The 25896-nt window shown below is 69.3% G+C and carries 25 protein-coding genes and 1 riboswitch; of the genes, 15 read left to right on the forward strand and 10 right to left on the reverse strand.

The window, feature by feature from the left end; all coding sequences use genetic code 11:
- Nucleotides 1–48: 48 nt before the first annotated feature.
- From treY to M2351_RS42145, 4 genes are all read left to right on the forward strand, one after another.
- Complete coding sequence (gene treY, locus M2351_RS42130; RefSeq protein WP_264661911.1) at nt 49–2829, forward strand: malto-oligosyltrehalose synthase; 2781 nt, start codon at nt 49–51, stop codon at nt 2827–2829.
- Nucleotides 2830–2988: 159 nt separating this feature from the next.
- Nucleotides 2989–3411 (forward strand): cupin domain-containing protein, encoded by a 423-nt coding sequence (locus tag M2351_RS42135; protein ID WP_264661912.1) that lies wholly within the window; start codon nt 2989–2991, stop codon nt 3409–3411.
- Between the two features lie 119 nt (nt 3412–3530).
- Nucleotides 3531–4034, forward strand: coding sequence for a hypothetical protein (locus M2351_RS42140; protein ID WP_264661913.1), 504 nt, complete (start codon nt 3531–3533; stop codon nt 4032–4034).
- Nucleotides 4035–4184: 150 nt separating this feature from the next.
- Nucleotides 4185–4343 carry a hypothetical protein gene (locus M2351_RS42145; protein WP_264661914.1) on the forward strand — a complete coding sequence of 53 codons (159 nt, stop codon included), beginning with the start codon at nt 4185–4187 and terminating at the stop codon, nt 4341–4343.
- Nucleotides 4344–4397: 54 nt separating this feature from the next.
- On the opposite strand, the gene M2351_RS42150 is transcribed toward M2351_RS42145, so the two are convergent.
- Nucleotides 4398–4850 (reverse strand): response regulator, encoded by a 453-nt coding sequence (locus tag M2351_RS42150; RefSeq protein WP_264661915.1) that lies wholly within the window; start codon nt 4848–4850, stop codon nt 4398–4400.
- A 287-nt stretch (nt 4851–5137) separates the two neighbouring features.
- On the opposite strand from M2351_RS42150, the gene M2351_RS42155 reads away from it, so the two are divergent.
- On the forward strand, nt 5138–5356 hold the full coding sequence (locus M2351_RS42155; RefSeq protein WP_264661916.1) for a hypothetical protein: 219 nt from the start codon (nt 5138–5140) through the stop codon (nt 5354–5356).
- Between the two features lie 97 nt (nt 5357–5453).
- Nucleotides 5454–5597 (forward strand): hypothetical protein, encoded by a 144-nt coding sequence (locus M2351_RS42160; protein WP_264661917.1) that lies wholly within the window; start codon nt 5454–5456, stop codon nt 5595–5597.
- Between the two features lie 8 nt (nt 5598–5605).
- On the opposite strand, the gene M2351_RS42165 is transcribed toward M2351_RS42160, so the two are convergent.
- Entirely contained in the window at nt 5606–5773 is a 168-nt protein-coding gene (locus tag M2351_RS42165; RefSeq protein WP_264661918.1) for a hypothetical protein, read from the reverse strand.
- Between the two features lie 199 nt (nt 5774–5972).
- Here M2351_RS42165 and M2351_RS42170 point away from each other — a divergent pair, with 199 nt between their 5' ends.
- Nucleotides 5973–6677: a glutathione binding-like protein gene (locus M2351_RS42170; protein WP_264661919.1), complete on the forward strand. Its 705-nt coding sequence runs from the start codon at nt 5973–5975 to the stop codon at nt 6675–6677.
- A gap of 123 nt (nt 6678–6800) precedes the next feature.
- On the opposite strand, the gene M2351_RS42175 is transcribed toward M2351_RS42170, so the two are convergent.
- The 8 genes from M2351_RS42175 to M2351_RS42210 form a co-directional block, all read right to left on the reverse strand.
- Entirely contained in the window at nt 6801–8219 is a 1419-nt protein-coding gene (locus M2351_RS42175) for a sigma-54 interaction domain-containing protein (RefSeq protein ID WP_264661920.1), read from the reverse strand.
- 259 nt (nt 8220–8478) lie between these two features.
- Complete coding sequence (locus M2351_RS42180; RefSeq protein WP_264661921.1) at nt 8479–9264, reverse strand: 3-hydroxybutyrate dehydrogenase; 786 nt, start codon at nt 9262–9264, stop codon at nt 8479–8481.
- A gap of 149 nt (nt 9265–9413) precedes the next feature.
- Nucleotides 9414–11369 (reverse strand): acetoacetate--CoA ligase, encoded by a 1956-nt coding sequence (locus tag M2351_RS42185; protein WP_264661922.1) that lies wholly within the window; start codon nt 11367–11369, stop codon nt 9414–9416.
- 42 nt (nt 11370–11411) lie between these two features.
- Nucleotides 11412–12404 (reverse strand): branched-chain amino acid ABC transporter permease, encoded by a 993-nt coding sequence (locus M2351_RS42190; RefSeq protein ID WP_264661923.1) that lies wholly within the window; start codon nt 12402–12404, stop codon nt 11412–11414.
- A 3-nt stretch (nt 12405–12407) separates the two neighbouring features.
- Complete coding sequence (locus M2351_RS42195) at nt 12408–13295, reverse strand: branched-chain amino acid ABC transporter permease (RefSeq protein WP_264661924.1); 888 nt, start codon at nt 13293–13295, stop codon at nt 12408–12410.
- Nucleotides 13296–13467: 172 nt separating this feature from the next.
- Nucleotides 13468–14673: an ABC transporter substrate-binding protein gene (locus M2351_RS42200; RefSeq protein WP_264661925.1), complete on the reverse strand. Its 1206-nt coding sequence runs from the start codon at nt 14671–14673 to the stop codon at nt 13468–13470.
- A 74-nt stretch (nt 14674–14747) separates the two neighbouring features.
- Nucleotides 14748–15494 carry an ABC transporter ATP-binding protein gene (locus tag M2351_RS42205; protein WP_264661926.1) on the reverse strand — a complete coding sequence of 249 codons (747 nt, stop codon included), beginning with the start codon at nt 15492–15494 and terminating at the stop codon, nt 14748–14750.
- A complete protein-coding gene (locus tag M2351_RS42210) occupies nt 15487–16251 on the reverse strand; it encodes an ABC transporter ATP-binding protein (RefSeq protein WP_264661927.1) in 765 nt (254 codons plus the stop codon). The genes M2351_RS42205 and M2351_RS42210 overlap by 8 nt, the downstream gene beginning before the upstream one ends.
- 294 nt (nt 16252–16545) lie before the next feature.
- Nucleotides 16546–16778, forward strand: a riboswitch (cobalamin riboswitch).
- Nucleotides 16779–16817: 39 nt separating this feature from the next.
- On the opposite strand from M2351_RS42210, the gene M2351_RS42215 reads away from it, so the two are divergent.
- The 8 genes from M2351_RS42215 to cobJ all read left to right on the forward strand — a co-directional run bounded on the left by M2351_RS42215 (nt 16818) and on the right by cobJ (nt 25883).
- A complete protein-coding gene (locus M2351_RS42215; RefSeq protein WP_264661928.1) occupies nt 16818–16994 on the forward strand; it encodes a CbtB domain-containing protein in 177 nt (58 codons plus the stop codon).
- Between the two features lie 10 nt (nt 16995–17004).
- Complete coding sequence (locus M2351_RS42220; RefSeq protein WP_264661929.1) at nt 17005–17733, forward strand: CbtA family protein; 729 nt, start codon at nt 17005–17007, stop codon at nt 17731–17733.
- Between the two features lie 25 nt (nt 17734–17758).
- Nucleotides 17759–18823: a cobalamin biosynthesis protein CobW gene (gene cobW / locus M2351_RS42225; protein ID WP_264661930.1), complete on the forward strand. Its 1065-nt coding sequence runs from the start codon at nt 17759–17761 to the stop codon at nt 18821–18823.
- 162 nt (nt 18824–18985) lie between these two features.
- Nucleotides 18986–22372: a cobaltochelatase subunit CobN gene (cobN, locus tag M2351_RS42230; RefSeq protein WP_264661931.1), complete on the forward strand. Its 3387-nt coding sequence runs from the start codon at nt 18986–18988 to the stop codon at nt 22370–22372.
- On the forward strand, nt 22369–23754 hold the full coding sequence (gene cobG / locus M2351_RS42235) for a precorrin-3B synthase (RefSeq protein WP_264661932.1): 1386 nt from the start codon (nt 22369–22371) through the stop codon (nt 23752–23754). The genes cobN and cobG overlap by 4 nt, the downstream gene beginning before the upstream one ends.
- Nucleotides 23747–24385, forward strand: coding sequence for a precorrin-8X methylmutase (locus M2351_RS42240; RefSeq protein WP_264661933.1), 639 nt, complete (start codon nt 23747–23749; stop codon nt 24383–24385). Before cobG ends, M2351_RS42240 begins: the two co-directional genes overlap by 8 nt.
- Nucleotides 24382–25122: a precorrin-2 C(20)-methyltransferase gene (locus tag M2351_RS42245; protein ID WP_264661934.1), complete on the forward strand. Its 741-nt coding sequence runs from the start codon at nt 24382–24384 to the stop codon at nt 25120–25122. The genes M2351_RS42240 and M2351_RS42245 overlap by 4 nt, the downstream gene beginning before the upstream one ends.
- On the forward strand, nt 25119–25883 hold the full coding sequence (cobJ, locus tag M2351_RS42250; RefSeq protein WP_264661935.1) for a precorrin-3B C(17)-methyltransferase: 765 nt from the start codon (nt 25119–25121) through the stop codon (nt 25881–25883). The genes M2351_RS42245 and cobJ overlap by 4 nt, the downstream gene beginning before the upstream one ends.
- Nucleotides 25884–25896 lie beyond the last annotated feature (13 nt).

The following is a 25896-nucleotide window of genomic DNA, read 5'->3' on the forward strand; positions in this document are numbered from 1 at the left end:
CCTCTCCCCAGGGGGGAGAGGGAAATTCCCCCAAGGAGAACCACCCTCATGTCGGCCGACGCCGAAAAGCCGATCCCCCGGGCCACCTACCGCGTGCAGCTGCGCGCTGAGTTCGGGTTCGACCGCACCGCCGAGATCGCCGACTACATGGCGCGGCTGGGCGTCAGCCACCTCTATGCCTCGCCCTACATGAAGGCGCGGCCGGGCAGCACCCACGGCTACGACATCGTGGATCACAACGCCCTGAACCCGGAGCTGGGCGACGCCAACGCCTTCCACGCCATGGTGGAGGCGCTGCGCCGCAACGGGCTGGGGCAGGTGCTCGACTTTGTGCCGAACCACATGGGGGTCGGCGGATCCGACAACGGCTGGTGGCTCCATGCGCTGGAATGGGGGCCGGACAGCCCCTACGCCGGCTATTTCGACATCGAGTGGGAGCCCGACCGCCGCTACCTCCAGGGCAAGGTGCTGGTGCCGCTGCTCGGCGACCAGTACGGCGCGGTGCTGGAATCCGGTGCGTTGGAGTTGCGCTTCGACAAGGAGGCCGGCAGCTTCGCGATCTGGGCCTACGGCACGCACAAGCTGCCGGTGCGCCCCGTGGACTACGGCACCGTTCTCGGCACCGACCATCCGGACCTGGAGCGCATCGGCGACGGCTTCCTGCACCTGGACTATGTCCGCCCGCACCAGATCCGGCGTTCGGAATCGCTGAAGGCGGAACTGGCCGCCCTGGTCGCCGAGAAGCCCGACGTGGCCGAGGCGGTGCGGCGGCGCCTGAAGCGCTTCCAGGGCGAGCCTGGGGAGCTTGAGAGCTGGAACCGCCTGAACGAACTGATCGCGCAGCAGAACTGGCGCGCGGCCTATTTCAAGGTCGCGGCGGACGACATCAACTACCGTCGCTTCTTCAACATCAACGAACTGGCCGGCCTGCGCATGGAGGAGCCGGAGCTGTTCGACGTCTCCCACCGCTTCGTGCTGAGCCTTGTCGACAACGGCACGCTGGACGGCATCCGCATCGACCACATCGACGGGCTGTTCGACCCCAAGGGCTATTGCGCGCGGCTGACCCGCTCCGCCTCCCGCCCCTTCTACCTGGTGGTGGAGAAGATCCTGGCCCGGCACGAACGCCTGCGCGAGGACTGGCCGATCGACGGCACCACCGGCTACGAGTTCGCCAACCTGCTGGGCGGGCTCTACGTCGACCCGAACACGGAGGAGGCCTTCACCCGCCTCTACGGCGACTTCACCGGCCGGCGCGAGAGCTTTGAAGACGTGGTGCGGACCAGCAAAATCCGCATCATGGAAAGCGAGATGGCCAGCGAGCTGCACGTGCTCGCCCGGCAGGCCTCGCGCATCGCCCGCTGCAACCCGCGCACGGCCGACTTCACCGCCAACATCCTGCACCAGGCGCTGAAGGAGATCATCGCCCGCTTCCCCGTCTACCGCACCTACGTCGACTGGAACGGCCTGACCGACCTCGATCGGCGCGACATCGACTGGGCCATCTCCCAGGCACGGCGGTCCGAACAGGGGCCGGACGATTCCGTCTACGACTTCCTGCACCGGCTGCTGACCGGCGATCTGGTGGCGGAGCCGCACAGCGGCTACAGCCGCCAGCAGGTGCTGCGCTTCGCCATGAAGGTCCAGCAGTACAGCGGCCCGGTGATGGCCAAGGGGCTGGAGGACACCGCCTTCTACCGCTACAACCGGCTGGCCGCGCTGAACGAGGTCGGCGGGCATCCGGAGCATTTCGGGGTCAGCACCTCGGCCTTCCACCGCGCCAACCAGGACCGCGCCGCGCGCTGGCCGCACGCCATGCTGGGCACCACCACCCACGACACCAAGCGCGGCGAGGACACGCGCGCCCGCCTCTACGCCCTGTCGGAGATGCCCGAGGAGTGGGAGCGGCAGATCCAGACCTGGAGCCGCCTGCTGCGCGCCCGCCGCGGCGACGTGGAGGGCACCGCCCCGCCCGACCGCAACGACGAGTACCTGTTCTACCAGCTGATCCTCGGCGCCTGGCCGGCGGAGCTGACCGGGGTGGAACCGGCCAAGCTCGACCCGCAGGCGCTCACCGAGTTCGCGGAGCGCATCGCCGGCGCCATGACCAAGTCGATGCGCGAGGCCAAGGTCCACACCACCTGGGCCGCCCCGAACGAGGCCTATGAGAGCGCGATGACCGGCTTCGTGCACGACGCGCTGGACGCGGCGCGCAGCAACGCCTTCTTCGACGCCTTCCTGCCCTTCCAGGAGCGCGTGGCGAAGCTGGGCATGCTGAACGGGCTGAGTCAGGCGCTGCTGAAGCTGACCAGCCCCGGCGTGCCGGACATCTACCAGGGCTGCGAGCTGTGGAACTTCAGCCTCGTCGACCCGGACAACCGCCGGCCGGTGGACTATGCGGAGCGCCGCCGCCTGCTGGAGGAGGTGGAGGGCGCCGACATTGCCGGCCTGCTCGGCCGCTGGAAGGATGGCGCGGTGAAGCTGGCCCTGACCCGGCGCATCCTGGATTTGCGCGCCGACAAGCCCGCCCTGTTCCGCGACGGCGCCTACGAGCCGCTGGAGGCCGCCGGCACCCACGCGGAGCATGTGGTGGCCTTCGCCCGCACGCTGGACGACCCAATGGGCAATGGGGCGGTGGTGGTCGCCACCCCGCGGCTGGTCGGCGCGCTCGGCGAAACGCCGGACTGGGGCGACACCTCCGTCCCCCTGCCGCGCGGCCGGCGCTGGCGCAACGTCCTGACCGGTGAGGAGATGGAAGCTGAAGGCGCGGTCACCGCAACGGCGCTGTTCCAGCGCTTCCCCGTCGCACTTCTGGTGCGGGAGGGGTGAGGAAATGCCCTTCTCCCCCCTGGGGAGAAGGGTTGGGATGAGGGGGCGCCCGTAGGGCGGAAACGCACTGCAATGAGCCGGCGTTGTCGGCCTTCGGCCGCCCCCTCACCCTGACCCTCTCCCCAGGGGGAGAGGGAATTGACAGAGGGAAGGTTTTTTATGCAGCACCGCCTCATCCCGCTCGATTCCGGGCTGATCGACCGGGAACCGGGCAAGCCGGCGGTCTTCGGGACCGTCCTGTCCGGAAACCCGCAGGAAACCTTCCTGAACCTCTACGACGACCGAGGGGGGCGCTTCGCCTGCGGGGTGTGGCAATGCACCCCCGGCGTGGTGGCCATGGCGGACTGGCCCTACGACGAGCTGTGCGTGCTGCTGGCCGGGCGGGTGGTGATCACGCCGCAGGGCGGGACGCCCGCCGAATACCGGCAAGGCGACGCCTTCGTCATTCCCAAGGGCTTCACCGGCACGTGGGACATCCGCGAGACGATCCGCAAACACTACGCAATCCAAAAGCACGCCGGCCGCGCCGCGGCGGTCAAGCGCCTGCTGAAGGCCCCCCTGCGGCTGATGCGGAACGCCTGACGTCTCCTGACGAAACAGGCGCGCACCGGGGGTGCGCGCCTGCCATCCGACCGGCCTGGGGCCAGCCATCCTATCCCTGTTACTGACCGCCGCCGGCCCCGCCGCCACCGCCGTTCGACATGCCGGTGCCGCCGGAGGTCGAGGACGAGCCGCTGGTACCCGCTCCCATCGACGGGTTGGTGGTGGTACCCTTGCTGGTACCGGAGCTGCTGCTGCCCGGCGACATGCCGCCGCCGTTGCTGGTGCCGAGGCCGGTGGTGCCGCCGCTGCCGGAAATGCCGCTGCCCGTGTTTCCGCCCATAGTAGAGCCTGACGTGCCATTGGTGCCGGTGCTGTTCGTGCCGCCGGTGCTCATGCCCGATGACCCGCTCGTTCCCGTGGTGTTGCCGGAGGAGCCGGAGTTGCTCGGCATCGTGGACATGGATCCGCCGCTGGTTCCCGAGGAACCGCCAACCCCGCTGCCGCTCCCGCTGGTCTGGGCAAAGCCGCTGCCGGCACCCGCCGCAAGAACCAACGCCGTCGCGGCACCGATCATCCACCGATTCATATCGTCATCCTTTCGCGAAGCGCCCCTTACCCGGGGCCTTTCCGATGACGCAAACAACAGGATCCGGCGTGGATGATTGCGGACCGCAGGACCAAGTGGGGCCAACGCGCGTTATCCCAAAGAATCCAGAAATGTTTCTGTGGTGGCAGCGTTTTTTGCCCTGGGCCTGTTCTGTCTTCAGGGCTGTTGTATGCCAATGAGTCATAGCCGAGGAGGGGAGTCGACCATGAGCAATCATCGCCAGTGGGTGGAGTTGGATCCGAACAACGGCGCCGACGCGCGCAAGCCTCAGGACGCGCCGGCCGGCGCGGTCGAAACCGCCGCCGACCAGCCCGCCCAGGACAGCGCCGCCACCCAGGAGCCGGACGCCGAAGCGGAGCGTTGAGGCCGGGCGGCACCCGCCGCCCCCTCCCGGTTCCACGGGTCCACCCGTTCCCCTTCAGCCCCGCCGCAGGACGGCGTCCGGCTCGTCCGCTTGCGGGCGGGCCGGGCGGCCGAACAGTTCCAGGGCGGGCGGGATGGACGACGGGCGCAGGCCCGCCAGGATCTCCCCGACCGCGCCGACGGCATCGACCAGGGCGTCGGGCATCACCGGCTTGCGCAGCAAGCCGAGCGCGAAGTCGCGCGCGTCCTCGCCCCGGTGGTCGAAGCCGGTGATCAGCAGCGACGGGACGGCGTTGTCCTCCCAAAGCTTGCGGGCCAGCGACAGCCCGTTCTCGCCCCCGGCCAGATACACGTCCACCAACGCCAGGTCCGGCCGTTCCCGGGCACCGATCCGCGCGGCCTTGTTGGCATCGCGCAACGGCCCGACGACCGTGTAGCCGGCGTTCTCCAGAACCGCCTTCACAGCCGGCCCGATCAACGGATCGTCCTCGACGACAAGCACCTTCACGACATGCAATCCTTCAAACGGCGGCCTTATGGTACGGCCTTTGACGCGATTCCTCTCGGGGCGGCGGCGGGACCTTGCGGCCGTTCCGGCCCTGGCGGTCCCCTCCGACGTGATGCCCCCGGCGTAATGCTCAGTGCGCCCATGTTTGTCGATGCGGTGCATCAATCAAGGGGGCGAACGAGGAAGGTCTTCAGGGCAGGAGAAACACTCCGGCCTTCCGCGTGTTTGATCGGTCCGGGATGGACCGACCTTCGCCTAGCCCGATGCCACACCACGGAGAGCCGTGCATGAGATTTGTCGAATTTTCCGATCGCGCCGGTGCGACCGTCCTGGTCAACCCCGCCGGCGTCCTTTTCCTGCGCGAAGCCGACGGCAACCGCACCGAGCTGACCTTCGCCGGCCGGGCGGAGCCCCTGCTGGTCGCCGCGCCGCTGGAGGAGGTCGCCCGAGCCCTGGAGAACGCGGAACCGGAACCCCCGGACCCGACGCTGGCGCTCCTCTCCTGACCAGGGGAATCGCGATGCGACTGTGCCGGGGATCACAGCGGCCGTCTCCGCGCGGGCGCACCATGGCGGCAACCCCACGCCCTTCCGGAGACCCGCCATGCTCACGCCCCTGCTGTTCGCCATGGTCCTCACCATGATCGGCGCCCTGCTGACGACCGCTACCGCACGCACCAAGCCCTGTCCGGCCCGGCGGACGCCGTCCCCCGCCGGCCGCCGTGACGGAGCCCGCGGGAGACGCTGATCCATGCCCTAGACGTCGTAAATCGGGCCGGGCGTGTTCTTGTTCTTGCCGCCCTGCTTCTGCTCCTCCTTCTCGGTCAGTTCGGCCTCGCCGCCCTGGTCGGGCTTGACGGTGCCCTGCTGGCTTTCATCGATCCGGTTCGGCTGCTTGTCGGTCTCGTTGCGATCCTGGGCCATGATGTGCCTCGCGGCTGTTGCCGTTCACAGGGATCAACATGGCCGAAGGGCCGGGCGTTGCGCCGTTTCGGCGATGCCCGCCCGCGTGAACCGGAAAGCTGATCCGCGCCCGCCGCAGGTTGTCCGCGCCGCCGCGATCCTTCACCCTTCCGCCAGGAGCCGACCGGCCGACCGGCCGACCGCCAACAGAAGGACCGCCATGATCGACCTTTATTACTGGCCGACCCCCAACGGGCATAAGATCACGCTGTTCCTGGAGGAAGCAGGCCTCGACTACACCGTCCACGCCGTCGACATCTCCGCCGGCGACCAGTTCAAGCCGGACTTCCTGGCCATGTCGCCGAACAACCGGATGCCCGCGATCATGGACCGCGCCCCGGCCGATGGCGGGGAGCCGATTTCCGTCTTCGAATCCGGCGCCATCCTGACCTACCTGGCCGAGAAGACCGGCAAGTTCCTGCCCGCCGACGTCCGCCAGCGCAAGACGGTGCTGGAATGGCTGTTCTGGCAGGTCGGGGGGCTCGGGCCCATGGCCGGGCAGAACCACCACTTCGTGCAGTACGCGCCGGAGCGGATCCCCTACGCCATGGACCGCTATGTGAAGGAGACCAACCGCCTGTACGGCGTCCTGAACAAGCGCCTGTCCGGCCGCGCCTTCATCGCCGGCGACGAGCTGTCGATCGCCGACATGGCCTGCTACCCCTGGATCGTCCCGCATGAGCGCCAGCAGCAGAACCTGAACGACTTCCCCGAGTTGAAGCGCTGGTTCGAGGCCATCAAGGCCCGCCCCGCCACGGTCCGCGCCTATGAGAAGGGCGCCGCCCTGTCCGCCTCGCGGCCGACGGTCACCGAACAGGGCAAGTCGATCCTGTTCGGCCAAACCGCCGCCAACGTGAAGAGGTAGGGAACAATCCCCTCCCCCCTGGGGAGAGGGTTAGGGTGAGGGGGTCCCGCTCTTCCCGGACGTACCAAGATGGCGGAGCCCCCTCACCCCGACCCTCTCCCCGGAGGGGAAAGGGGGAATGAACTAAGCCCCCGCGCCAATCCCAAGCGACATCATCCGCTCGTAGAGCGAAGCGCGGGAGATGCCCAGCAGCTTGGCCGCCCGGGCCTTCACCCCGCCCGTCTGCTCCAGCGCGGAGGCGATGGCGGTGCGTTCCGCGGCGTGCAGGACCTCCGACAGAGGGCGCCCGTTGAAGGCCTCGGCCATCCCCGCCGACGGAGCGGCCTCCGACGGTGCGGCCGGCAGGACGCGGCGCAGATGCTCCTCCGTCAGGACCGGAGCGTCGGTCAGGGCGGTCACGCGCTCCAGCGTGTTGGTCAGCTCCCGCACGTTGCCCGGCCAGCCATGCCCGCGCAGCACCGCCAAGGCCCCGTCGGTCAGCTCCCGCGGGGCGCCGCCTTGCTGGAGGGCCAGCTGCTCCAGGATGCGGTCGGCCAGCCCCTCGATGTCCTCCGTCCGGTCGCGGAGCGGCGGCAGGGTGATCGGCACGACGTTCAGGCGGTAGTAAAGGTCGGCGCGGAACTGCTTGTCGCGCACCAGCGCCTCCAGGTCCCGGCTGGTGGCCGCGATGATGCGGACGTCCACCCGCACCACCTTGTTGGACCCCAGAGGTTCGATCTCCCGCTCCTGGAGGACGCGCAGCAGCTTGGCCTGGAGCGGCAGCGGCATGTCGCCGATTTCGTCGAGGAAAAGGGTTCCTCCGTTGGCCAGCTGGAACTTGCCCTCGCGCAGTCGCCGCTCGGCCCCGGTGTACGCGCCGGGCGCCACGCCGAAGAACTCGGCCTCCAGAAGGTTTTCCGGAATGGCCGCCACGTTCACGCCGACGAAGGGCCGGCCGGCGCGCGGGCTGGCGGAGTGGATGGCCTGGGCCAGCAGCTCCTTGCCCGTCCCCGTCTCGCCCAGCAGCAGCACGGTGCTGTCCAACTGCGCGGCGCGGCGGCCGAGCCGCTTGATCTCGCGCACCGCGTCGCTGACGCCCAGGAACTGCGAGAAGGAGTATTTGGCGCGGCGTTCGTGCGCCAACTCCTGCTGGGTGCGGGTCAGTTCCTCCTGCACCCGCTGATACTTGGTGACGAGCGGGCGCAGCTGCTCCGCCCGCTCGAACAGGACGAAGCCGAGCGCGCCGATCACATCCCCGTCCGCGTCCTTCAGCGGCAGGCGCGACACGACGAAGGAGCGGTCGCCGAACTCCATGATGTCGATCATCGAGGGCTGGCCGGTTTCCACCGCGCGGCGCAGCTGGCTGGCGGGGATGACCTCCTCCACCGGCCTGCCGGAGGGATCCTCGCTCAGGGCGAGCAGGGCCTTGTACTTGTCGTCCATCCAGGCGATGCGCGCGGTGCGGTCCACCGCCACCGTGCCGACGCACATGCCTTCCAGATGCCCGAACAGCGACGCGACGGCGCGCTGCCTCAGGGACTCGAAGTCGAGGTCATTGGCCACACGGACCCTCCCAAAGCAACCCATTTGTTTTTGGGCCGCCCGATGCTGCGACGCAGCAAGGCGCGGCGGTGCTTTCTACGAAATTCATCGTAGCGCACCGCCGTGCAATGGGGGAAGACCGGCGTCCCGCCGTCGCTTTTTCTTTCAGGAGCAGCCGTAGGTTGGGTGGAGCGTCAACGAAACCCAACACACGCATCATCGCCGACGATGTTGGGTTGCGGCTGCGCCTCCACCCAACCTACGCGTCACCCCCGGAATGTCACTGCGCGGTCCAGCCACCGTCCATGGTGAGGTTGGCGCCGGTCATCTGCGCGGCGGCGTCGCTGCACAGGAAGACCGCGAGCTGCCCCAGCTGGTCCGGCGTGACGAACTCGCCCGACGGCTGCTTGGCGCCCAGCAGCTCGGCCTTCGCCTGCACCTCCGGAAGGCCCTTCGACGCGGCCAGCGCGTCGATCTGCTTCTGCACCAGCGGGGTCAGCACCCAGCCGGGGCAGATGGCGTTGCAGGTGACGCCCGTGCCAGCCGTCTCCAGCGCCACCGTCTTGGTGATGCCGACGACGCCGTGCTTGGCGGCGACATAGGCGACCTTGTTGACCGAGGCGACCTGCCCATGGACCGAGGCGATGTTGATGATGCGGCCCCAGCCCTTCTGCTTCATCCCGGCCAGCGCGTGGTGGATGCCGTGGAAGACCGCCGACAGGTTGATGGCGATCACGGCGTCCCAGCGCTCCGGCGCGAACTCCTCCACCGGCGCCACATGCTGGATGCCGGCGTTGTTCACCAGCACGTCAACCGATCCGAATTCCCGCGTGGCGTAGCCGATCAGGTCGGCGATCTCCGCCGGCTTGGACATGTCGGCGTTGTGGAAGCCGACGCGCACGCCGAAGTCCTTGGCAAGGCCGGCGCGCAGTTCCTCGATTGCCCCGGCGTCGCCAAAGCCGTTCAGCACCACGTCCGCCCCGGCGCCGGCCAACGCCCGCGCGATGCCCAGCCCGATGCCGCTGGTCGAACCCGTGACCACCGCCACCTTCTGCTTCAAAGTCATTCCTTCCCCCCAATCCACCAAATGTTTGTTGTCGTTTGACGACGTGTCGTGAATGGCGGGGGTTCACCACAGAGACGTGGAGACACAGAGGGCGTGGTTTTCCCGTGCCTCTGTGTCTCTGTGGTGAATTCCCCACCCGTTGCGGTTGCTTACGACCCAGCCAGTTCCGGCCGGTCGGTGAACTCGTCCAGCGCTTGCGGGTTCGACAGCGCCTCGGTGTTCTTGATCGGGCGGCCATGCACCGCGTCGCGCACCGCCAACTCGGTGATCTTGCCGGAGCGCGTGCGCGGGATGTCGCTCACCGCGACGATCTTCGCCGGCACGTGGCGCGGCGAGCAGTTATCCCGGATGCGCTTGCGGATGCGGTCCTCAAGCGCCTTGTCGAGAGTCGTGTCCTCGCGCAGCACCACGAACAGGACGACGCGCACGTCGCCGTCCCACTGCTGGCCGATGCACACCGCCTCCAGGATCTCCGGCAGCTGCTCCACCTGCCGGTAGATCTCCGCCGTGCCGATCCGCACCCCGCCCGGGTTCAGCACCGCATCGGAGCGGCCGTAGATCACCCAGCCGCCGTTCGCCGTGCGCTCGATGAAGTCGCCGTGCGTCCACACGTTCGGGAAGCGCTCGAAATAGGCCGCGCGGTACTTCGCCCCGTCCGGGTCGGCCCAGAAGCCAACGGGCATGCAGGGGAACGGGCGCGTGCAGACCAGTTCGCCCTTCTCCCCGCGCACCGCGTGGCCGGCGTCGTCGAACGCCTCCACCGCCATGCCAAGGCCCGCCGTCTGCAACTCGCCCGCATAAACCGGCGCCGTCGGGTTGCCCAGCACGAAGCAGGACACGATGTCCGTGCCCCCGCTGATCGATGCCAAGTGCAGATCCTGCTTGATCGCCCGGTAGACGAAGCCGAAATTCTCCGGCATCAGCGGCGAGCCGGTGGAGGCCAGCGCCCGCACCGTGGACAGGTCGTGCGTCTTGATCGGCTCCAGCCCCGATTTCTCCAGCTGCTGGATGAACTTGGCCGAGGTGCCGAACAGAGTCATGCGCTCCGCGTCGGCATAGTCGAACAGGATGTTGCCGTCCGGCGCGAAGGGCGAACCGTCATAGAGCAGCAGCGTGGCGCCGTTGGCGAGGCCGGAGACCAGCCAGTTCCACATCATCCAGCCGCAGGTGGTGTAGTAGAAGACGCGGTCGCCTGGCTTCACGTCCGAATGCAGCCGGTGCTCCTTGACGTGCTGGAGCAGCGTGCCGCCGGTGCCGTGCACGATGCACTTGGGCTTTCCGGTGGTGCCCGACGAATAGAGGATGAACAGCGGGTGGTTGAAGGGCACCCGCTCGAACTCGATCTCCTCCGCGGCCGGGAAGGGGGCGAGGAAGTCGGGGTAAGTGACCCCAACGCGGATGGCCGAGACATCCGGCGCTGCGTCCACGTAGGGGACGATGACGGTGGCCTTGACGGTGGGCAGGCTCTCCAGCACCTCCGCGATCTTGGCGCGGACGTCGTGGGCCTTGCCGTTGTACCAGTAGGCGTCCGGCGCGAAGAGCACGGTCGGCTCGATCTGGCCGAAGCGGTCGGTGATGCCCTGGACGCCGAAGTCGGGTGAGCAAGAGGACCAGATGGCGCCGAGGCTCGCGGTGGCGAGCATGGCCGCCAGCGTCTCCGGCATGTTGGGCATGACCGCGGCGACGCGGTCGCCCTTGCCCACCCCGACGGCCTTGAGCGCCCGCTGGAGGCGGGAGACGTTGTCCTTCAGCTCCGTGCCCGACCAGCGGCGCTTGACCTTGTCCTCCGCCCAGAACACGACGGCCTCGGCCTCCGGCGCGTTGGCCAGCAGGTTCTCGGCGTAGTTCAGGCGGGCCTCGGGGAACCAGCGGGCGCCGGGCATCTTGTCGCCGTCCAGCAGGGTCACCGGGCCGAGGTCGCCCTTCAGCCCGGCCCACTCCCACAGGAAGCGCCAGAAGTCCTCCTTCCCGGCGATGGACCAGTTGTAGAGGTCGTCATAGCCGGCGAGCCGCAGCCCGAAGCGGCCGTTGGCGGCCTCGCGGAAGGCGGTCAGGTTGGAGGCGGCGATCCGCGCCTCCGACGGGCTCCAGAGCGGCTGGTCCATGGGTGTCGTTCCTGTTTTTGGCTTTTCTTACGCTTTGCTAATCTAAGCCTTCCGGCGGCGCGCCATCAACGCCTGCAACTCGCCCACGATGCCGCGGCGGAAGACCAGCACGCAGACCACGAAGATGGCGCCGATCACCACGGGCACCGGCAGGTTCGTGCCGGCGAGGTAGCTTTCCAGCGTGACCACGATGCCGGCGCCGACCACCGGGCCGAACAGCGTGCCCATGCCGCCGAGCAGGGTCATCAGCACCACCTCGCCCGACATCTGCCACGTCACGTCGGTCAGCGAGGCCAGCTGGAACACCAGCGACTTGGTCCCGCCGGCCAGCCCGGCCAGGCTCGCCGACAGCACGAAGGCCAGCAGCTTGTAACGCTCCGTCCGGTAGCCGAGCGAGATCGCCCGCGGCTCGTTCTCGCGGATCGCCTTCAGCACCTGGCCGAAGGGCGAATGCACCGTGCGCCAGATCAGCGCGAAGCCGATCAGGAACACCGCCAGCACGAAGTAGTACATGGCCAGCGGGTCGTTCAGGTCGATCGCGCCGAACAGGTGCCCACGCGGCACGCCCTGGATGCCGTCCTCGCCGCCGGTGAACTTCAGCTGCAGCGCCATGAAGAAGACCATCTGCGACAGCGCCAGCGTGATCATCGCGAAGTAGATGCCCTGCCGGCGGATCGCCAGCGCCCCCACGGCGAGGCCGAGCAGCCCGGCGAAGGCGGTGCCGAGCAGGATGCTGATCTCCGGGCTGAGGCCCCAGACCTTGGCCGCGTGCGCGGTGATGTAGGCCGCCCCGCCGAAGAAGGCGGCGTGGCCGAAGGACAGCAGGCCGGCGAAGCCGATCAGCAGGTTGAAGGCGCAGGCGAACAGCGCGAAGCACAGCACCTTCATCACGAAGACGGGGTACAGCACGAAGGGTGCGGCGACCGCCGCCGCGAGGCCGAGCCCGACCAGAATCAGGCGGCTGGCGTTGTCCTGGCCCGGCTGGCGCACCGCGATGGTGGCCTGGGAAGGATTGGCGTGGGATTTGGCGGCCATGGCTCAGCGCTCCCGTCCGAAGAGGCCCGCGGGCTTGATGAGAAGGACGATCGCCATCACGACGAACACCACGATGTTGGAGGCCTCCGGATAGAAGACCTTGGTCAGGCCCTCCAGCAGGCCAAGGCCCAGACCGGTGAGGATGGCGCCCAGGATGGAGCCCATGCCGCCGATCACCACCACCGCAAACACCACGATGATCAGGTTTGTGCCCATCAGCGGTGACACTTGGTAGATGGGGGCGGCCAGCACGCCGGCCAGTCCCGCCAACGCGACGCCGAAGCCGTAGGTCGCGGTGATCATCACCGGCACGTTGATGCCGAAGGCCTGGACCAGCACCGGGTTCTCGGTGGCGGCGCGTAGGTAGGCGCCGAGCCGGGTGCGCTCGATGGCGAACCAGGTGCCCAGGCAGACGACCAGGGAGGCGACGACGACCCAGCCGCGGTAGTTGGGCAGGAACATGAAGCCCAGGTTCTGCCCGCCCTTCAGCAGGTCGGGGATCGGGTAGGGCTGGCCGGAGACGCCGTAGAGGTGGCGGAAGGCGCCCTCGAAGATCAGCGCGAGCCCAAAGGTCAGCAGCAGGCCGTAAAGGTGGTCGAGCTTGTACAGGCGCGACAGCATGGTCTTTTCCAGCACCACGCCGACCGCCGCGACGACCAGCGGCGACAGCCCCAGCGCCCACCAGTAGCCGAGGCCGAGCTTGTTCAGCAGCAGCCAGGCCACGAAGGCGCCGATCATGTAGAGCGCGCCGTGGGCGAAGTTGATGACGTTCAGCATGCCGAAGATGACCGCCAGCCCAAGGCTGAGCAGCGCGTAGAACGAGCCGTTGATCAGGCCGAGCAGCAGTTGGCCGAACAGGACCTGGGGCGGCACCCCCAGCACGTCAAACATGACCGTCCCTCCCTGTGTGTCGAGCGTGTTTTTTGGATTTTTGTTGGAGTGCTTGGAGTTGGGCCCCCACCCTAGCCCTCCCCCACTGACGCGGGGGAGGGAACTAGCCCCTCCCCCGCGTCAGTGGGGGAGGTTGGGAGGGAGGCCTAACGCAACAACCTACGTCAGGTCCTTACTTCACCAGCGAACAACCGCTCTGCGCCGGGTCCAGATAGGCCTGCTGGGCCGGGATCGTCTTCACGATCTTGTAGTAGTCCCAGGCGCCCTTGGACTCGGCCGGGGTCTTCACCTGGGCCAGGTACATGTCGTGGAACATGCGGCCGTTCGGGCCGATCTTGGCGTCCTTGGCGAACATGTCGTTGACCGGGGTCTCGCGCATCTTCGCCGCGACCTTGTCCGGATCGTCGGAGCCCACGGCCTCGACCGCCTTCAGGTAGTGGCGAACGGCGGAATAGACGCCGGCCTGCACCATCGTCGGCGCCTTGCCGCCGTTCTTCTCCATGAACTTCTTCGACCAGGCGCGGGTCTCGTCGTTCATGTCGTGGTAGAAGCCCGTGGTCAGCATCAGGCCCTGCGCCGCCTGGAGGCCCAGCGCGTTCACGTCGCTGATGAACAGCAGCAGGCCGGCCAGGCTCTGGCCCGACTGGGTGATGCCGAACTCCGACGCCTGCTTGACGGCGTTGGTGGTGTCGCCGCCGGCGTTGGCCAGCCCGATCACGTCGGCCTTGGAGGCCTGGGCCTGCAGCAGGAAGGACGAGAAGTCCGAGGTGCCCAGCGGATGGCGGACGGTGCCGGCGACCTTGCCGCCCAGCTCCTTGACCATCTTCGTGGTCTCATCCTCCAGCGAGTGGCCGAAGGCGTAGTCGGCGGTGACGATGTACCAGTTCTTCTTGCCCTGCTCGACCATCGCGCGGGCGGTGCCGGCGGCCATCGAATGGTTGTCGTAGGTCCACTGGAAGCCGTACGGCGAGCAGGCCTTGCCGGTCAGGTCGGTGGAGCCCGGGCCGGACATCAGGAAGATGCGCTTCTTCTCCTTGGTGATGCCCTGGACGGCCAGCGCGGCGGCGGAGTTCGGAACGTCGGCAACGACGTCCACGTTCTGCGCGTCCACCCACTCGCGGGCGAGGTTGGCGGCGATGTCGGCCTTGTTCTGGTGGTCGGCGACGACGATCTCGATCGGCGCGCCGGTGACCTTGTTGCCGAACTCCTCGGCGGCCATGCGGGCGGCGATGGCGGAGCCCTCGCCGGCGAGGTCGGCGTAGATGCCCGAGCGATCGTTCAGGACGCCGATCTTGACCACGTTGTTGGACACCTGCGCGTGCGCCGCACCCGCGGTGACGGCCAGCAGCGCGGTTCCGCACAGCAACGACTTGAGCATTTCAGTCTCCCGTATTCTGGCTTTTTGGTGTGGTTGTTTCGGGGCTGTTGGGTTGCGCAGCGCAACCCAACAGATCAAACGCCGAGGTAGGTGTGCAGCTTGTCCATGTTCTGGGCGAGCTGGTCGTTGGGGATCATGTCGACGACATGCCCCTCCTCCATCACGTAATGGCGGTCGGCGATGGTCGCGGCGAAGCGGAAGTTCTGCTCCACCAGCACGATGGTGAAGCCGCGCTGCTTCAGCGCCCGCACCGCCACGCCGATCTGCTCGATGATCACCGGGGCGAGGCCTTCGGTTGGCTCGTCCAGCAGGATCAGGTTGGCGCCGGTGCGCAGGATGCGGCCGATCGCCAGCATCTGCTGCTCGCCGCCGGACAGGCGCGTGCCCTGCGTGCTACCGCGGCCCTGGAGGTTGGGGAACAGCTCGTAGATTTGCGGCACGGTCATGCCGCCCGGCTTCACCACCGGCGGCAGCGTCAGGTTTTCGTCGACGCTGAGCGAGGAGAAGATGCCGCGCTCCTCCGGCACATAACCGATGCCGAGGCGCGGGATCTTGTGCTGCGCCATCCCGATCAGCTGCTGCCCCTGGAACGTGATCGAGCCGGTGCGCTTGCCCATGATCCCCATGATGGCGCGCATGGTGGAGGTCTTGCCGGCGCCGTTGCGGCCGAGCAACGTCACCACCTCGCCCTGCCGCACGTCCAGCGACACGCCGTGCAGCACATGGCTTTCGCCGTAGAAGCCGTGCAGGTCGCGCACTTCCAGCATCGCCGAACCGGCGCCCTGGGCGGTGTTGGATTTCGTCATAACGGCGTCAGGCATGACCCACCTCACCGGTGCCCATGTAGGCTTCCATCACCTGTGGGTTGCGCGATACGACGTCGTATGGCCCCTCCGCCAGGATTTCGCCGCGGCGGAGCACGGTGATGGTGTCGGACAGGTGCGCGACGACCGACAGGTTGTGCTCCACCATCAGGATGGTGCGGTCGGCCGACACGCGCTTGATCAGCGCGGCGGTCCGCTCGATGTCCTCGTGGCCCATGCCGGCCAGCGGTTCGTCCAGCAGCATGACCTCCGGGTCGAGCGCCAAGGTGGTGGCGATTTCCAGCGCGCGCTTGCGCCCGTAGGGCAGTTCCGCGGCGGTGTGGTGCGCCCACGGCGTCAGGTTCACCGCCTCGATCAGCTCCATGGCGCGGTCGCGCAGGTTCGCCAGGCTCGACTCGGACTTCCAGAAGTGGAAGCTGGTGCCGAGCGGGCGCTGCAAGGCGACCCGGACATTCTCCAGCACCGACAGATGCGGGAACACGGCCGAGATCTGGAAGGAGCGGACGAGCCCGAGCAGGGCCACGTCGGCCGGCCTCATGGCGGTGATGTCGCGGCCCTTGTAGAGGATCTGCCCGCGCGTCGGCGTCAGGAACTTGGTGAGCAGGTTGAACACCGTGCTCTTCCCCGCCCCGTTCGGGCCGATCAGCGCGTGGATGGTGCCGCGGCGAACCTGGAGGTTCACCTCCTTCACCGCGATGAAGCCCTTGAACTCCTTGGAGAGTCCGCGCGCTTCGAGAATGACGTCCTGGCTCATCGCTGCCCTGTGTCCTCCCTGTCGGAACCGCCCCGTCGCCGCGGGGCTTCGTGTTTTGCCCATCCAAATGCATGCGGCGTGCCAAATGTTGGAGCGGCCAGCAAAGCGTTGAGAATACTGATGATCGGCCGCGGAACCGATGGGCGGCACCCCGCCGACGGTGTCAGGATTCCGGACAGGCTGTCGCCACTGTCCGACACATAAACCGAATGCGGGTGCGAAACAGTCTTGCGCCGGCATCATGCATCGATGGGCACCGGCCGCTTTGCCGCTTGCCAAATCGTGGCCGGCCTGCAATCCTGCGCGTCCGATGGTGCCCCGCCGTCGCAAAGGCGCGGGGATAATAGGGAATGCGGTGCGGACCTCGGATGGGGGTCCAACGCCGCGGCTGCCCCCGCAACTGTAAGCGGCGAGCTTCCCTCCCGATAAGCCACTGGCCCGCGATCCACATCGCGTACGGGCCGGGAAGGCGGGAGGCGAAACGATGACCCGCAAGCCAGGAAACCTGCCATCGGACCCATGGCCAATCCAACCCGCCGGGTGTGGCGGAGAAGGGAATCGTTATCATGCTGAACACTGCCGTCCGTTCGTCCTCGTCGTCCGCGTTCCAGACCGTTGCCGCCGCCTTTGGCGCGATGCTGCTGGGCGCCTTCATCCTTTTCGGCGTCGGCTTCGCCCAGCCGCAGACCATCCACGACGCCGCCCACGACGGCCGTCACTCCTTCGCCTTCCCCTGCCACTGAGCGTCTCTCCATGACGCTGTTCCGGCGGCTGTTTCTGGCCGCCGTGGTCGCGGGCGTGCTCTCCGGCACGGCCGCGTCCGTCGTTCAGCAGGTGACCACGGTCCCGCTGATCCTCGAAGCTGAACGGTATGAGACCGTCCCGGCACCCGTTGCCGCGCCTGCGGCCACGGCGGAGCACGCGCAGAGCCCGGCGGGCCATGTGCACGCCGCCCCCGCCCCGGCGGAAGAGGTGACCGCTGCGGAGGCGTTCCAGCGCGTCGGCCTGACCGTGGTGGCGAACCTGCTGGTCGGCGTGGCCTATGGCCTGCTGCTGGCCGGGACCATGCTGCTGGTCGGGGCGCCTGTGGACGCCCGGCGCGGCCTCGTCTGGGGCATCGGCGGCTTCGTCGCCTTCGCGCTCGCCCCGGCGGTCGGCCTGCCGCCCGAACTGCCGGGCATGGGCGGGGCGGAACTGGAAGCCCGCCAAGCCTGGTGGATCGCTGCCGCACTCTGCGCGGCCGGTGGCTTGCTGGCGCTGGGCTTCGCGAAGAACCGCTTCGTGATCGCCGTCGGCGTGGTGCTGGCAGCCTTGCCCCACGTCATCGGCGCGCCGCACCCGGAAAGCCCGGAAGGCGTCGTTCCGCCGGAGATGGCCGCGCGCTTCGCCGTGCTGTCCATCGGCGTGGCCGCTCTGTTCTGGGCGGCGCTGGGCAGCGCCTGCGGCGCCCTGATGCAGCGGGTCGTCGAGGCCCGCCGCTGACTTTTCCCTTGTTAGGAGACGGCCGATGAAGACCGGCCTTTCGGGCAAGACGCCCGCCACCGTCATCACCGGCTTCCTCGGGGCCGGCAAGACGACACTGATCCGCAGTCTGCTGGAGCAGGCTGCGGGGCGGCGGCTGGCGCTGATCATCAACGAGTTCGGCGATGTCGGGATCGACGGCGAGATCCTGCGCGCCTGCGGCGACCCGACCTGCACCGAGGACGACGTCATCGAGCTGGCGAACGGCTGCCTGTGCTGCACCGTCGCCGACGACTTCGTCCCGGCCATCGAGAAGCTGCTCGCCCGGCCCCAGCCGCCGGAGCACATCATCATCGAAACCAGCGGCCTAGCCCTGCCGAAGCCGCTGGTCCAGGCCTTCCACTGGCCGGCCATCAAGACGCGGGTGACCGTGGACGGGGTGGTCGCCGTGGTCGACGCCGCCGCCGCCGCGGAGGGCCGCTTCGCCCCCGATCCTGCGGCGCTGGCCGCCCAGGCCGCCCAAATCGCCGTGGCCGCCGGGCAGCTCGACCACGAGACCCCGGTGGAGGAGGTGTTCGAGGACCAGCTCCTCTGCGCCGACCTGATTGTGGTCAACAAGACCGACCTCGTGGACGCCGCCGACCTTGCGAAGGTCGAGGAGCTGATCCGCAGCGCCATGGCCGAAGGCGGCGTTACCCGCGATGCGAAGATCCTCCGCGCGTCGAACGGCAAGGTCGACCCGATGGTCCTGCTGGGCGTCGGCGCCGCCGCGGAGGACGACCTCGCCGCCCGCCCGAGCCACCACGACGAGGAAGAGGGCCACGACCACGACGACTTCACCAGCTTCGTCGTGGAACTCGGCCCCCAGCCCGACCCGGCGGCCCTTGCGACGACGCTGGAGCGCGTCGCGGCGACCCATGGCGTGCTGCGCCTGAAGGGCTTCATCGACGTACCGGGTAAGCCCATGCGCCTGCTGGTCCAAGGCGTCGGCACCCGCATCCAGACCCACTTCGACCGCTTCTGGAAAGCCGACGAACCGCGCCGCAGCCGTCTGGTGGTGATCGGCGAGACCGGCCTGGACCGCGACGCGGTGGTCGCGGCGCTTCAGTAAGCCCTTCTCCCCTCTGGGGAGAAGGGTTGGGATGAGGGGGCGGCCGCAGGCCGGAAACGCCGGCTCATTGCAGTGCTGAGACGCCCTGCGGGCGCCCCCTCACCCTAACCCTCTCCCCACGGGGGAGAGGGGATTTTGGCGTTTTCGCAAAGTTCTACAGTCATGCACCTGCTCGCCGCCCGCCAGGAAGATCTCGATGCCGGTCCCCAGGCCGTGGACTTGGGGCAGACCCCGGCGGAGCTGGTGGTGCTGTCCTTTTCCGACAGCGACCTGACGGCGCTCGCCGCGTCCCACACGCGCCACCGCGACCGTTTGCCGAGCCTGCGACTGGCGAACCTCGCCCGGCTGGGGCACCCGCTGTCGGTGGATCTCTACGTCGATTCCGTGGTCCGCAAGGCGAAGCTGGTGGTTCTGCGCCTGCTGGGCGGGGCAGGCTATTGGCGGTACGGCCTCGACCACGTCGCCGCAGCCTGCCGGGAATCCGGCGTCGCCCTCGCCGTGCTGCCCGGCTGCGCCCAGCCGAACCCGAGCCTGGACGGCTACGGCACCATTCCGAAGGACTCCGCGCAGCGCCTGTGGCGCTATTTCACGGAAGGCGGGCCGGACAACATGGCCCACCTGCTGGCCTACGCCGCAACGCTGGCCGGCTTGGACAGCCCTTGGCGCGAACCGGCGCCTGTGCCACGCTTCGGCGTCTACGAAGGCTGGGATGGAACGGCCAACGGGCCGGTCGCCCCGGTCGTCTTCTACCGCTCCCACCTGCTGGCCGGCGACCTGGAGCCGGTGCACGCGCTGTGCGACGCGCTGGCCGGGCGCGGCCTGTCGCCCCTGCCCCTGTTCGTGGCAAGCTTGAAAGAGCCGGACTGCGCCGCCTGGATGCGCGCCACCCTGACGGCCCGCGACGCCGCCGTGGTGATGAACCTGACCGGTTTTTCCGCCGCGCGCGAGGACGGGTCGCCGCTGGAGGCCAACGGCACTCCGGTGCTGCAGGCCATCCTGTCGACCACGCCGGAAGACGGCTGGCGCGCCTCGGCGCGCGGGCTGGGGCCGTCGGACCTCGCCATGAACGTGGTGCTGCCGGAGATGGACGGCCGCATCCTGACCCGCGCCATCGCCTTCAAGGCGGAGGGGGAAACCGATCCCGCCCTGGAGTTCGCCCCCTCGCTGATCAGCCCGGTGCCCGACCGCGTGGCCTTCGCCGCCGATTTGGCCCTATCCTGGGTGCGCCTCGGCGGCACACCGCGCGCCGAGCGGCGGCTGGCCCTGGTGCTGTCCGACTATCCCGGCCCCGGTGGCGGAATTGGCCACGCGGTCGGCCTCGATACGCCAGCGAGCGTCGTCGCCATCCTGGACCGGTTGCGCAACGAGGGTTACGCAATCGATGCCATTCCGGAGGCGGGCGCATCGTTGATGGCCGCGTTGACCGGCGGGGCCACGGCGTCCCTCAGCCTGGACGACTACCGCCGCCTCGCCGCCGCTGACGCCCGCGCCCGCATCGCCGCGGCCTGGGGCGCGGAGGAGGCCGATCCGCTGGCGGCCGACGGTGCCTTCCATTTCCGCATCCTGACCTGCGGCAACGCGGTCGTGGCGGTGCAGCCGAGCCGCGGCCACGGCCCGCTGACCACCCAGCAGCACCACGACCCGGAAACGCCGCCCAGCCACGGCTATCTCGCTTTCCACCTCTGGCTCCGCCACGCGTTCGGCGTTCACGCGCTGGTCCAAGTCGGGGCGCACGGCACGCTGGAATGGCTGCCGGGAAAGGCGGTGGCTCTGTCGGCGGACTGCTGGCCGGAGATCGTCGCCGGCCCGCTGCCCTGCCTCTATCCCTTCATCGTCAACAACCCCGGCGAGGGCGTGCAGGCGCGCCGCCGGCTAGGCGCCGTCCTGATCGGCCACCTGACTCCGCCCCCTGTGGAGGCCGGGCTGCACGGTGACCTCGCCGCGCTGGAGCAGGCGATCGACGAGTACAGCCAAGCCACCGGCCTCGACCCGCGCCGTCTCGGCACGCTGCGCGAGACCATCCTGGATCTCGCCTGGGCCTCCGGCCTCGCCGCCGACTGCAACCTGAACCCGGACGACGACCCGGACACCATCCTGAATCGTCTCGACGCGCAGCTCTGCGACATCAAGGAGCTTCAGATCCGCGATGGCCTGCACGTCTTCGGCACCACGCCGGAGCCGGAGCGGCGCGCCCGCCTGCTCGCCGCCGTGGCCCGCTCCGGCAATGCCGAGGAGGCCGCCGAACGGCTGGACGCCTGCGGCGAGGCGGAGATGGCCGCCCTGCTGGCCGGGCTGGACGGCCGTTTCGTCAAGCCCGGCCCCGGCGGATCGCCGGCGCGCGGGCGCGCGGACACACTGCCCACCGGGCGGAACCTCTACGCGCTCGACCCGCGCGGGGTGCCGACCCCGACCGCCTGGACACTCGGCTGGCAGGCGGCGGACGCGCTGATCACCCGCTATCTCCAGGACCACGGCGACTGGCCGAAGCGGCTGGTGGTGGACTGCTGGGGCACGCCGACCATGCGCACCGGCGGCGACGAGCTGGCCCAGGCCATGGCCCTGCTCGGCGTGCGCCCCTTGTGGGAAAACGGGTCCGGCCGGGTGACCGGCTTCGAAGTGATGCCGGCAAGCGTGCTCGGACGGCCACGCGTCGACGTGACGCTGCGCATCTCCGGCCTGTTCCGCGACGTCTTCCCGCAGCAGATCGCCCTGTTCGACCAAGCCGTCCGAGCCGTGATCGCGGAGGATGAGCCGGAAGACGTCAACCCGGTCGCCGCCACCGCCCGCGCCGACCGCACCGCGCTGAAAGGCGGCGGCACGCCGCCGGACACGGCGGAACGCTGGGCCGCCGCACGGATCTTCGGCTCGGCTCCCGGAGTCTATGGAACGGCGCTGTCCGGCATGATCGCGCGCGGCGACTGGGCGTCCCGCGCCGACTTCGGCGCCGCCTACCTGGAGGGCAGTTGTCACGCCTACGGCAAAGACCTGGACGGCGCCCCCCTGCCCGCCCTGTTCCGCCGCCGTGTGGGCGAGGCCGACGCGCTGGTCCACCACCAGGACCAGCGGGAACACGACGTTCTGTCCACCGACGGCTTCATGCAATACGAGGGTGGCTTCTCCGCCGCCGCGGCGCTGACCGACAATGACCCGGCGCTCTACCACCTCGACAGCTCGGAGCCCGAAGCGCCGACCGTGCGCACCCTGGCGGAGGAGATCGCGCGCGTCCTGCGCGGCCGGGCGGCGAACCCGCGCTGGATCGCCGGCATGATGCGCCACGGCTACCGCGGGGCGGCGGAGCTGGCCGCGAGCGTCGACACGCTGTACGCCTTCGCCGCGACCACGGCGGCCGTACGTTCGCACCATTTCGACCAGCTGTTCGACGCGTACGTCGAGGACCACAGCGTGTGGGACTTCCTGGCGCAGTCCAACCCGGCCGCCGCCCGGCATATTCTGGACCGGCTGGCCGACGCGATGGAGCGCGGCCTGTGGCACCCCCGCCGCAACTCTACCGGCGAGGACCTGCGCCGCCGCAAGGAGACGGTTGCATGACGGACCCAAAGCAAATGCGCAATGCACCGCGTCGGCGTGGCACCTGCCCCGGCGTGCTGGCGCCGATGGAGGTCGGCGACGGCCTTCTGGTGCGCGTGCGCGTGCCGGCGGGCGTGCTTCCGGCCGAGGCGGCGGCGCGCATCGCGACGCTTGGGCGCCAGTTCGGCAACGGCCTGATCGACCTTAGCCAGCGCGGAAACCTGCAACTGCGCGGCGTGCGGGCGGATGGCATGGGCGCGCTGGTCGATGAGCTTCGCGCGCTCGGCTACGTTTCCGCCGACGCGGAAAGCGAGGCGGTGCGCAACGTGCTGGCGTCCCCCACCGCCGGGCTGGACGACACGGCGGTACTCGACGTACACCCGTACGCGCTGGCGCTCGACGCCCGGCTGGCGGGCGATCCGGCATTGCACCCGCTGCCAGTCAAGTTCAACTGGCTGGTGGACGGCGGCGGTCGGGCGACCCTGTGCGACAGCACCGCCGACGTGCGTTTCGACGCCGTGGCAACGGGGGACGGGCTTCGGTTCCGCGTCGGGTTGGGAGGCACATTGGACGATTCGGCCGAGTTGGGTTTCTGCCGGCCGGAGGAATTGGTGGAGATCGCGGCGGCGGTGGCGCTGGCGTTCCTGGAGTTGCGCACGGGATTGGCGGAGCCGCCGCGGCGCATGGCGGGGCTGGTGAAGGCCGTGGGCGTGGAGGCGGTGTGCGAAGCGGTCGCGGCGGCATACCCCCACCCTCCCGCTTCGCGGGTCCCCCCCTCCCCCGCTGGGCGGGAGAGGGCCAATTTGCAGCTTCGCGGCAACGCGGCGGAGTTCGCTCCCCCGCCCAGCGGGGGAGGGTTAGGGTGGGGGCAAACGTCGCCCAACCGAGACTTCCTCGGCCCACACCCCGCCTGGCTCGGCGTCGCCTTCCCCTTCGGCCGCCTAACCTGCGACCAATTGGAAGCGCTGGCCGCCCTCGCCACTGAGGTCCGCCTCACCCCCTGGCGCGCCCTCCTCCTGGTCGACGCCAACCCCACCGCAGCACAGACCGCGCAGTCCCTCGGCTGCATCCTCGACCACGCCGATCCGCGGCTGAAGGTCACGGCTTGCAGCGGCGTCTCCGGCTGCGACGTGGGCACCACGGACACGCACGCGGATGGCCTCGCCATCGCGGCGCGTGCAGCGGGGTTGCTGGAGAGGGTCCGGATGGTGCATGTCTCCGGCTGCGCGAAGGGCTGCGCGCACCCCAAGGCGGCCGATGTCACGCTGACGGCGCGCGACGGCGTCTACGATGCCGCGCTGAACGCCGCTCCCGGTGCCGTCGGCTGGCGCAGCGGCCTGACCCCGGCCGAGGCGGTGGACGCCGTGGCCGGCCTATTAGTTGAGGAGTTGTCCCGTGACTGAGCCGCTTTACGACTACATCCGCGATGGAGCGGCCATCTACCGCCAGTCCTTCGCCACCATCCGGGCGGAGGCCGACCTGTCGGCGCTGCCCGACGACCTGAAGCCGGTCGCCGTGCGCGTGATCCACGCCTGCGGCATGGTGGACGCTGCGGGGGACCTGATGTTCTCGCCGGACGTCGGCACGGCCGCGCGCAAGGCCCTTCGCAATGGTGCGCCGATCCTCTGCGACAGCGAGATGGTGGCGCACGGCATCACGCGGGCGCGCCTGCCGGCAGACAACGCCGTGATCTGCACGCTGCGCGACTCCGCCGTGCCGGATCTGGCCAAACAGGTGGACAACACTCGCTCCGCTGCGGCGCTGGAACTGTGGCGCCCGCGGCTGGAGGGCGCAGTCGTCGCCATCGGCAACGCGCCCACCGCCCTGTTCAAGCTGCTGGAGATGATTCGCGACGGCGCGCCGAAGCCGGCCGCGATCCTAGGCTTCCCCGTGGGCTTTGTCGGCGCGGCCGAGAGCAAGGACGCGCTGGCCGAACACTCCTATGGCATCCCCTTCCTGGCCATCCGCGGCCGTCGTGGCGGCAGCGCCATGGCGGCGGCGGCGGTCAACGCCCTGGCGAGCGACGTCGAATGAGCAGCGAGAACCAAGCCCCCGGCAAGCTGTACGGCGTCAGCGTCGGCCCCGGCGACCCGGACCTGATGACCATTCGCGCCATCCGCACCATCGAGGCCTGCCCGGTGGTCGCCTATTTCTGCAAGCGCGGCACCTCCGGCCAAGCGCGGCGCATCGCCGCCGACTGCATCACGGAGGAGCATGTCGAACTGCCGATGGTCTATCCGGTGACGGTGGAACTGCCGCCCAACCACCCGGACTACGGCCGCCAGATCGAGGCCTTTTTCGACGAGTCCGCGGAACGGCTGGCCGAGCATCTGGCCGCGGGCCGCTCCGTCGCCGCGCTGAACGAAGGGGACGCCTTCTTCTACGGCAGCTTCATGCACCTGTTCCTGCGCCTCGCCTCCCGCTTCCCGACGGAGGTGGTGCCGGGCGTGACCTCCATGATGTGCAGCGCCTCGCTGCTGCCGCGCCCGCTGACGTTGCGCGACGACGTGCTGTCGGTCATCCCCGGCACGCTGGGGGAGGAGGCGCTGGTCCAGGCCCTGCGCAACGCCGACGCCGCCGTCGTCATGAAGCTGGGCCAGAACCTGCCGAAGGTGCGCCGCGCCGTGATCGCCGCGGGCCTCGCCGACCGCGCCTGGTACATCGAGCGCGCGAGCATGGAGAACCAGCGCGTGATGCCCTTCACGGAGGCGCCGGACGTCGCCCCCTACTTCTCGCAGATCGTCATTCCGGGCGAAGGACTGCGGCGATGAGCGGCTGGTTGAAGGTCGTGGGCCTCGGGCCGGGCACCGAAGACTGGCTGACGCCGGAGGCACGGCGGGATCTGGCGGAGGCGACCGACCTCGTCGGCTACAAGCCCTATGTGGACCGCGTGCCGCCGGGGCCGCAGGTACGCCACGCGTCGGACAACCGCGTGGAGTTGGACCGCGCCCGCCACGCCCTGCAACTGGCGTCGGAAGGGCGCCGGGTCGCGGTGGTGTCCGGCGGCGATCCCGGCGTCTTCGCCATGGCCGCGGCCGTGTTCGAGGCGCTGGACGACCCGGCGGCGCCGCAGGCGTGGCATCGCGTGTCGTTGCGGGTCGATCCCGGCATCTCCGCCATGCAGGCCGCCGCCGCGCGGGTGGGGGCTCCGCTGGGGCACGATTTCTGCGCGATCTCGCTGTCCGACAACCTGAAGCCTTGGGACGTGGTGCTGAAGCGGCTGCGGCTGGCGGCGGAGGCGGACTTCGTCATCGCGCTCTACAACCCGATCAGCCGCGCCCGTCCGTGGCAACTCGGCGCCGCGTTCGACGCCTTGCGCGAGGTCCGGTCGCCGGACACCCCGGTGATCATGGCCCAGGCCGTCGGCCGCCCGGACGAGAACCTGATCATCACGACGCTGGGGACGGTTGACGCCGCGCAGGCCGACATGCGCACCTGCGTCATCATCGGCGCCTCGCACACCCGTCTGGTGCCGCGCCCCGACGCGCAGCCCTGGGTCTACACCCCGCGCAGCTATGGGGTGCGGGCGTGAAGCGGGAGTTGTC

Origin of the sequence: Azospirillum canadense, from assembly GCF_025961225.1 — a bacterium.
Classification (GTDB): Bacteria; Pseudomonadota; Alphaproteobacteria; order Azospirillales; family Azospirillaceae; genus Azospirillum; species Azospirillum canadense.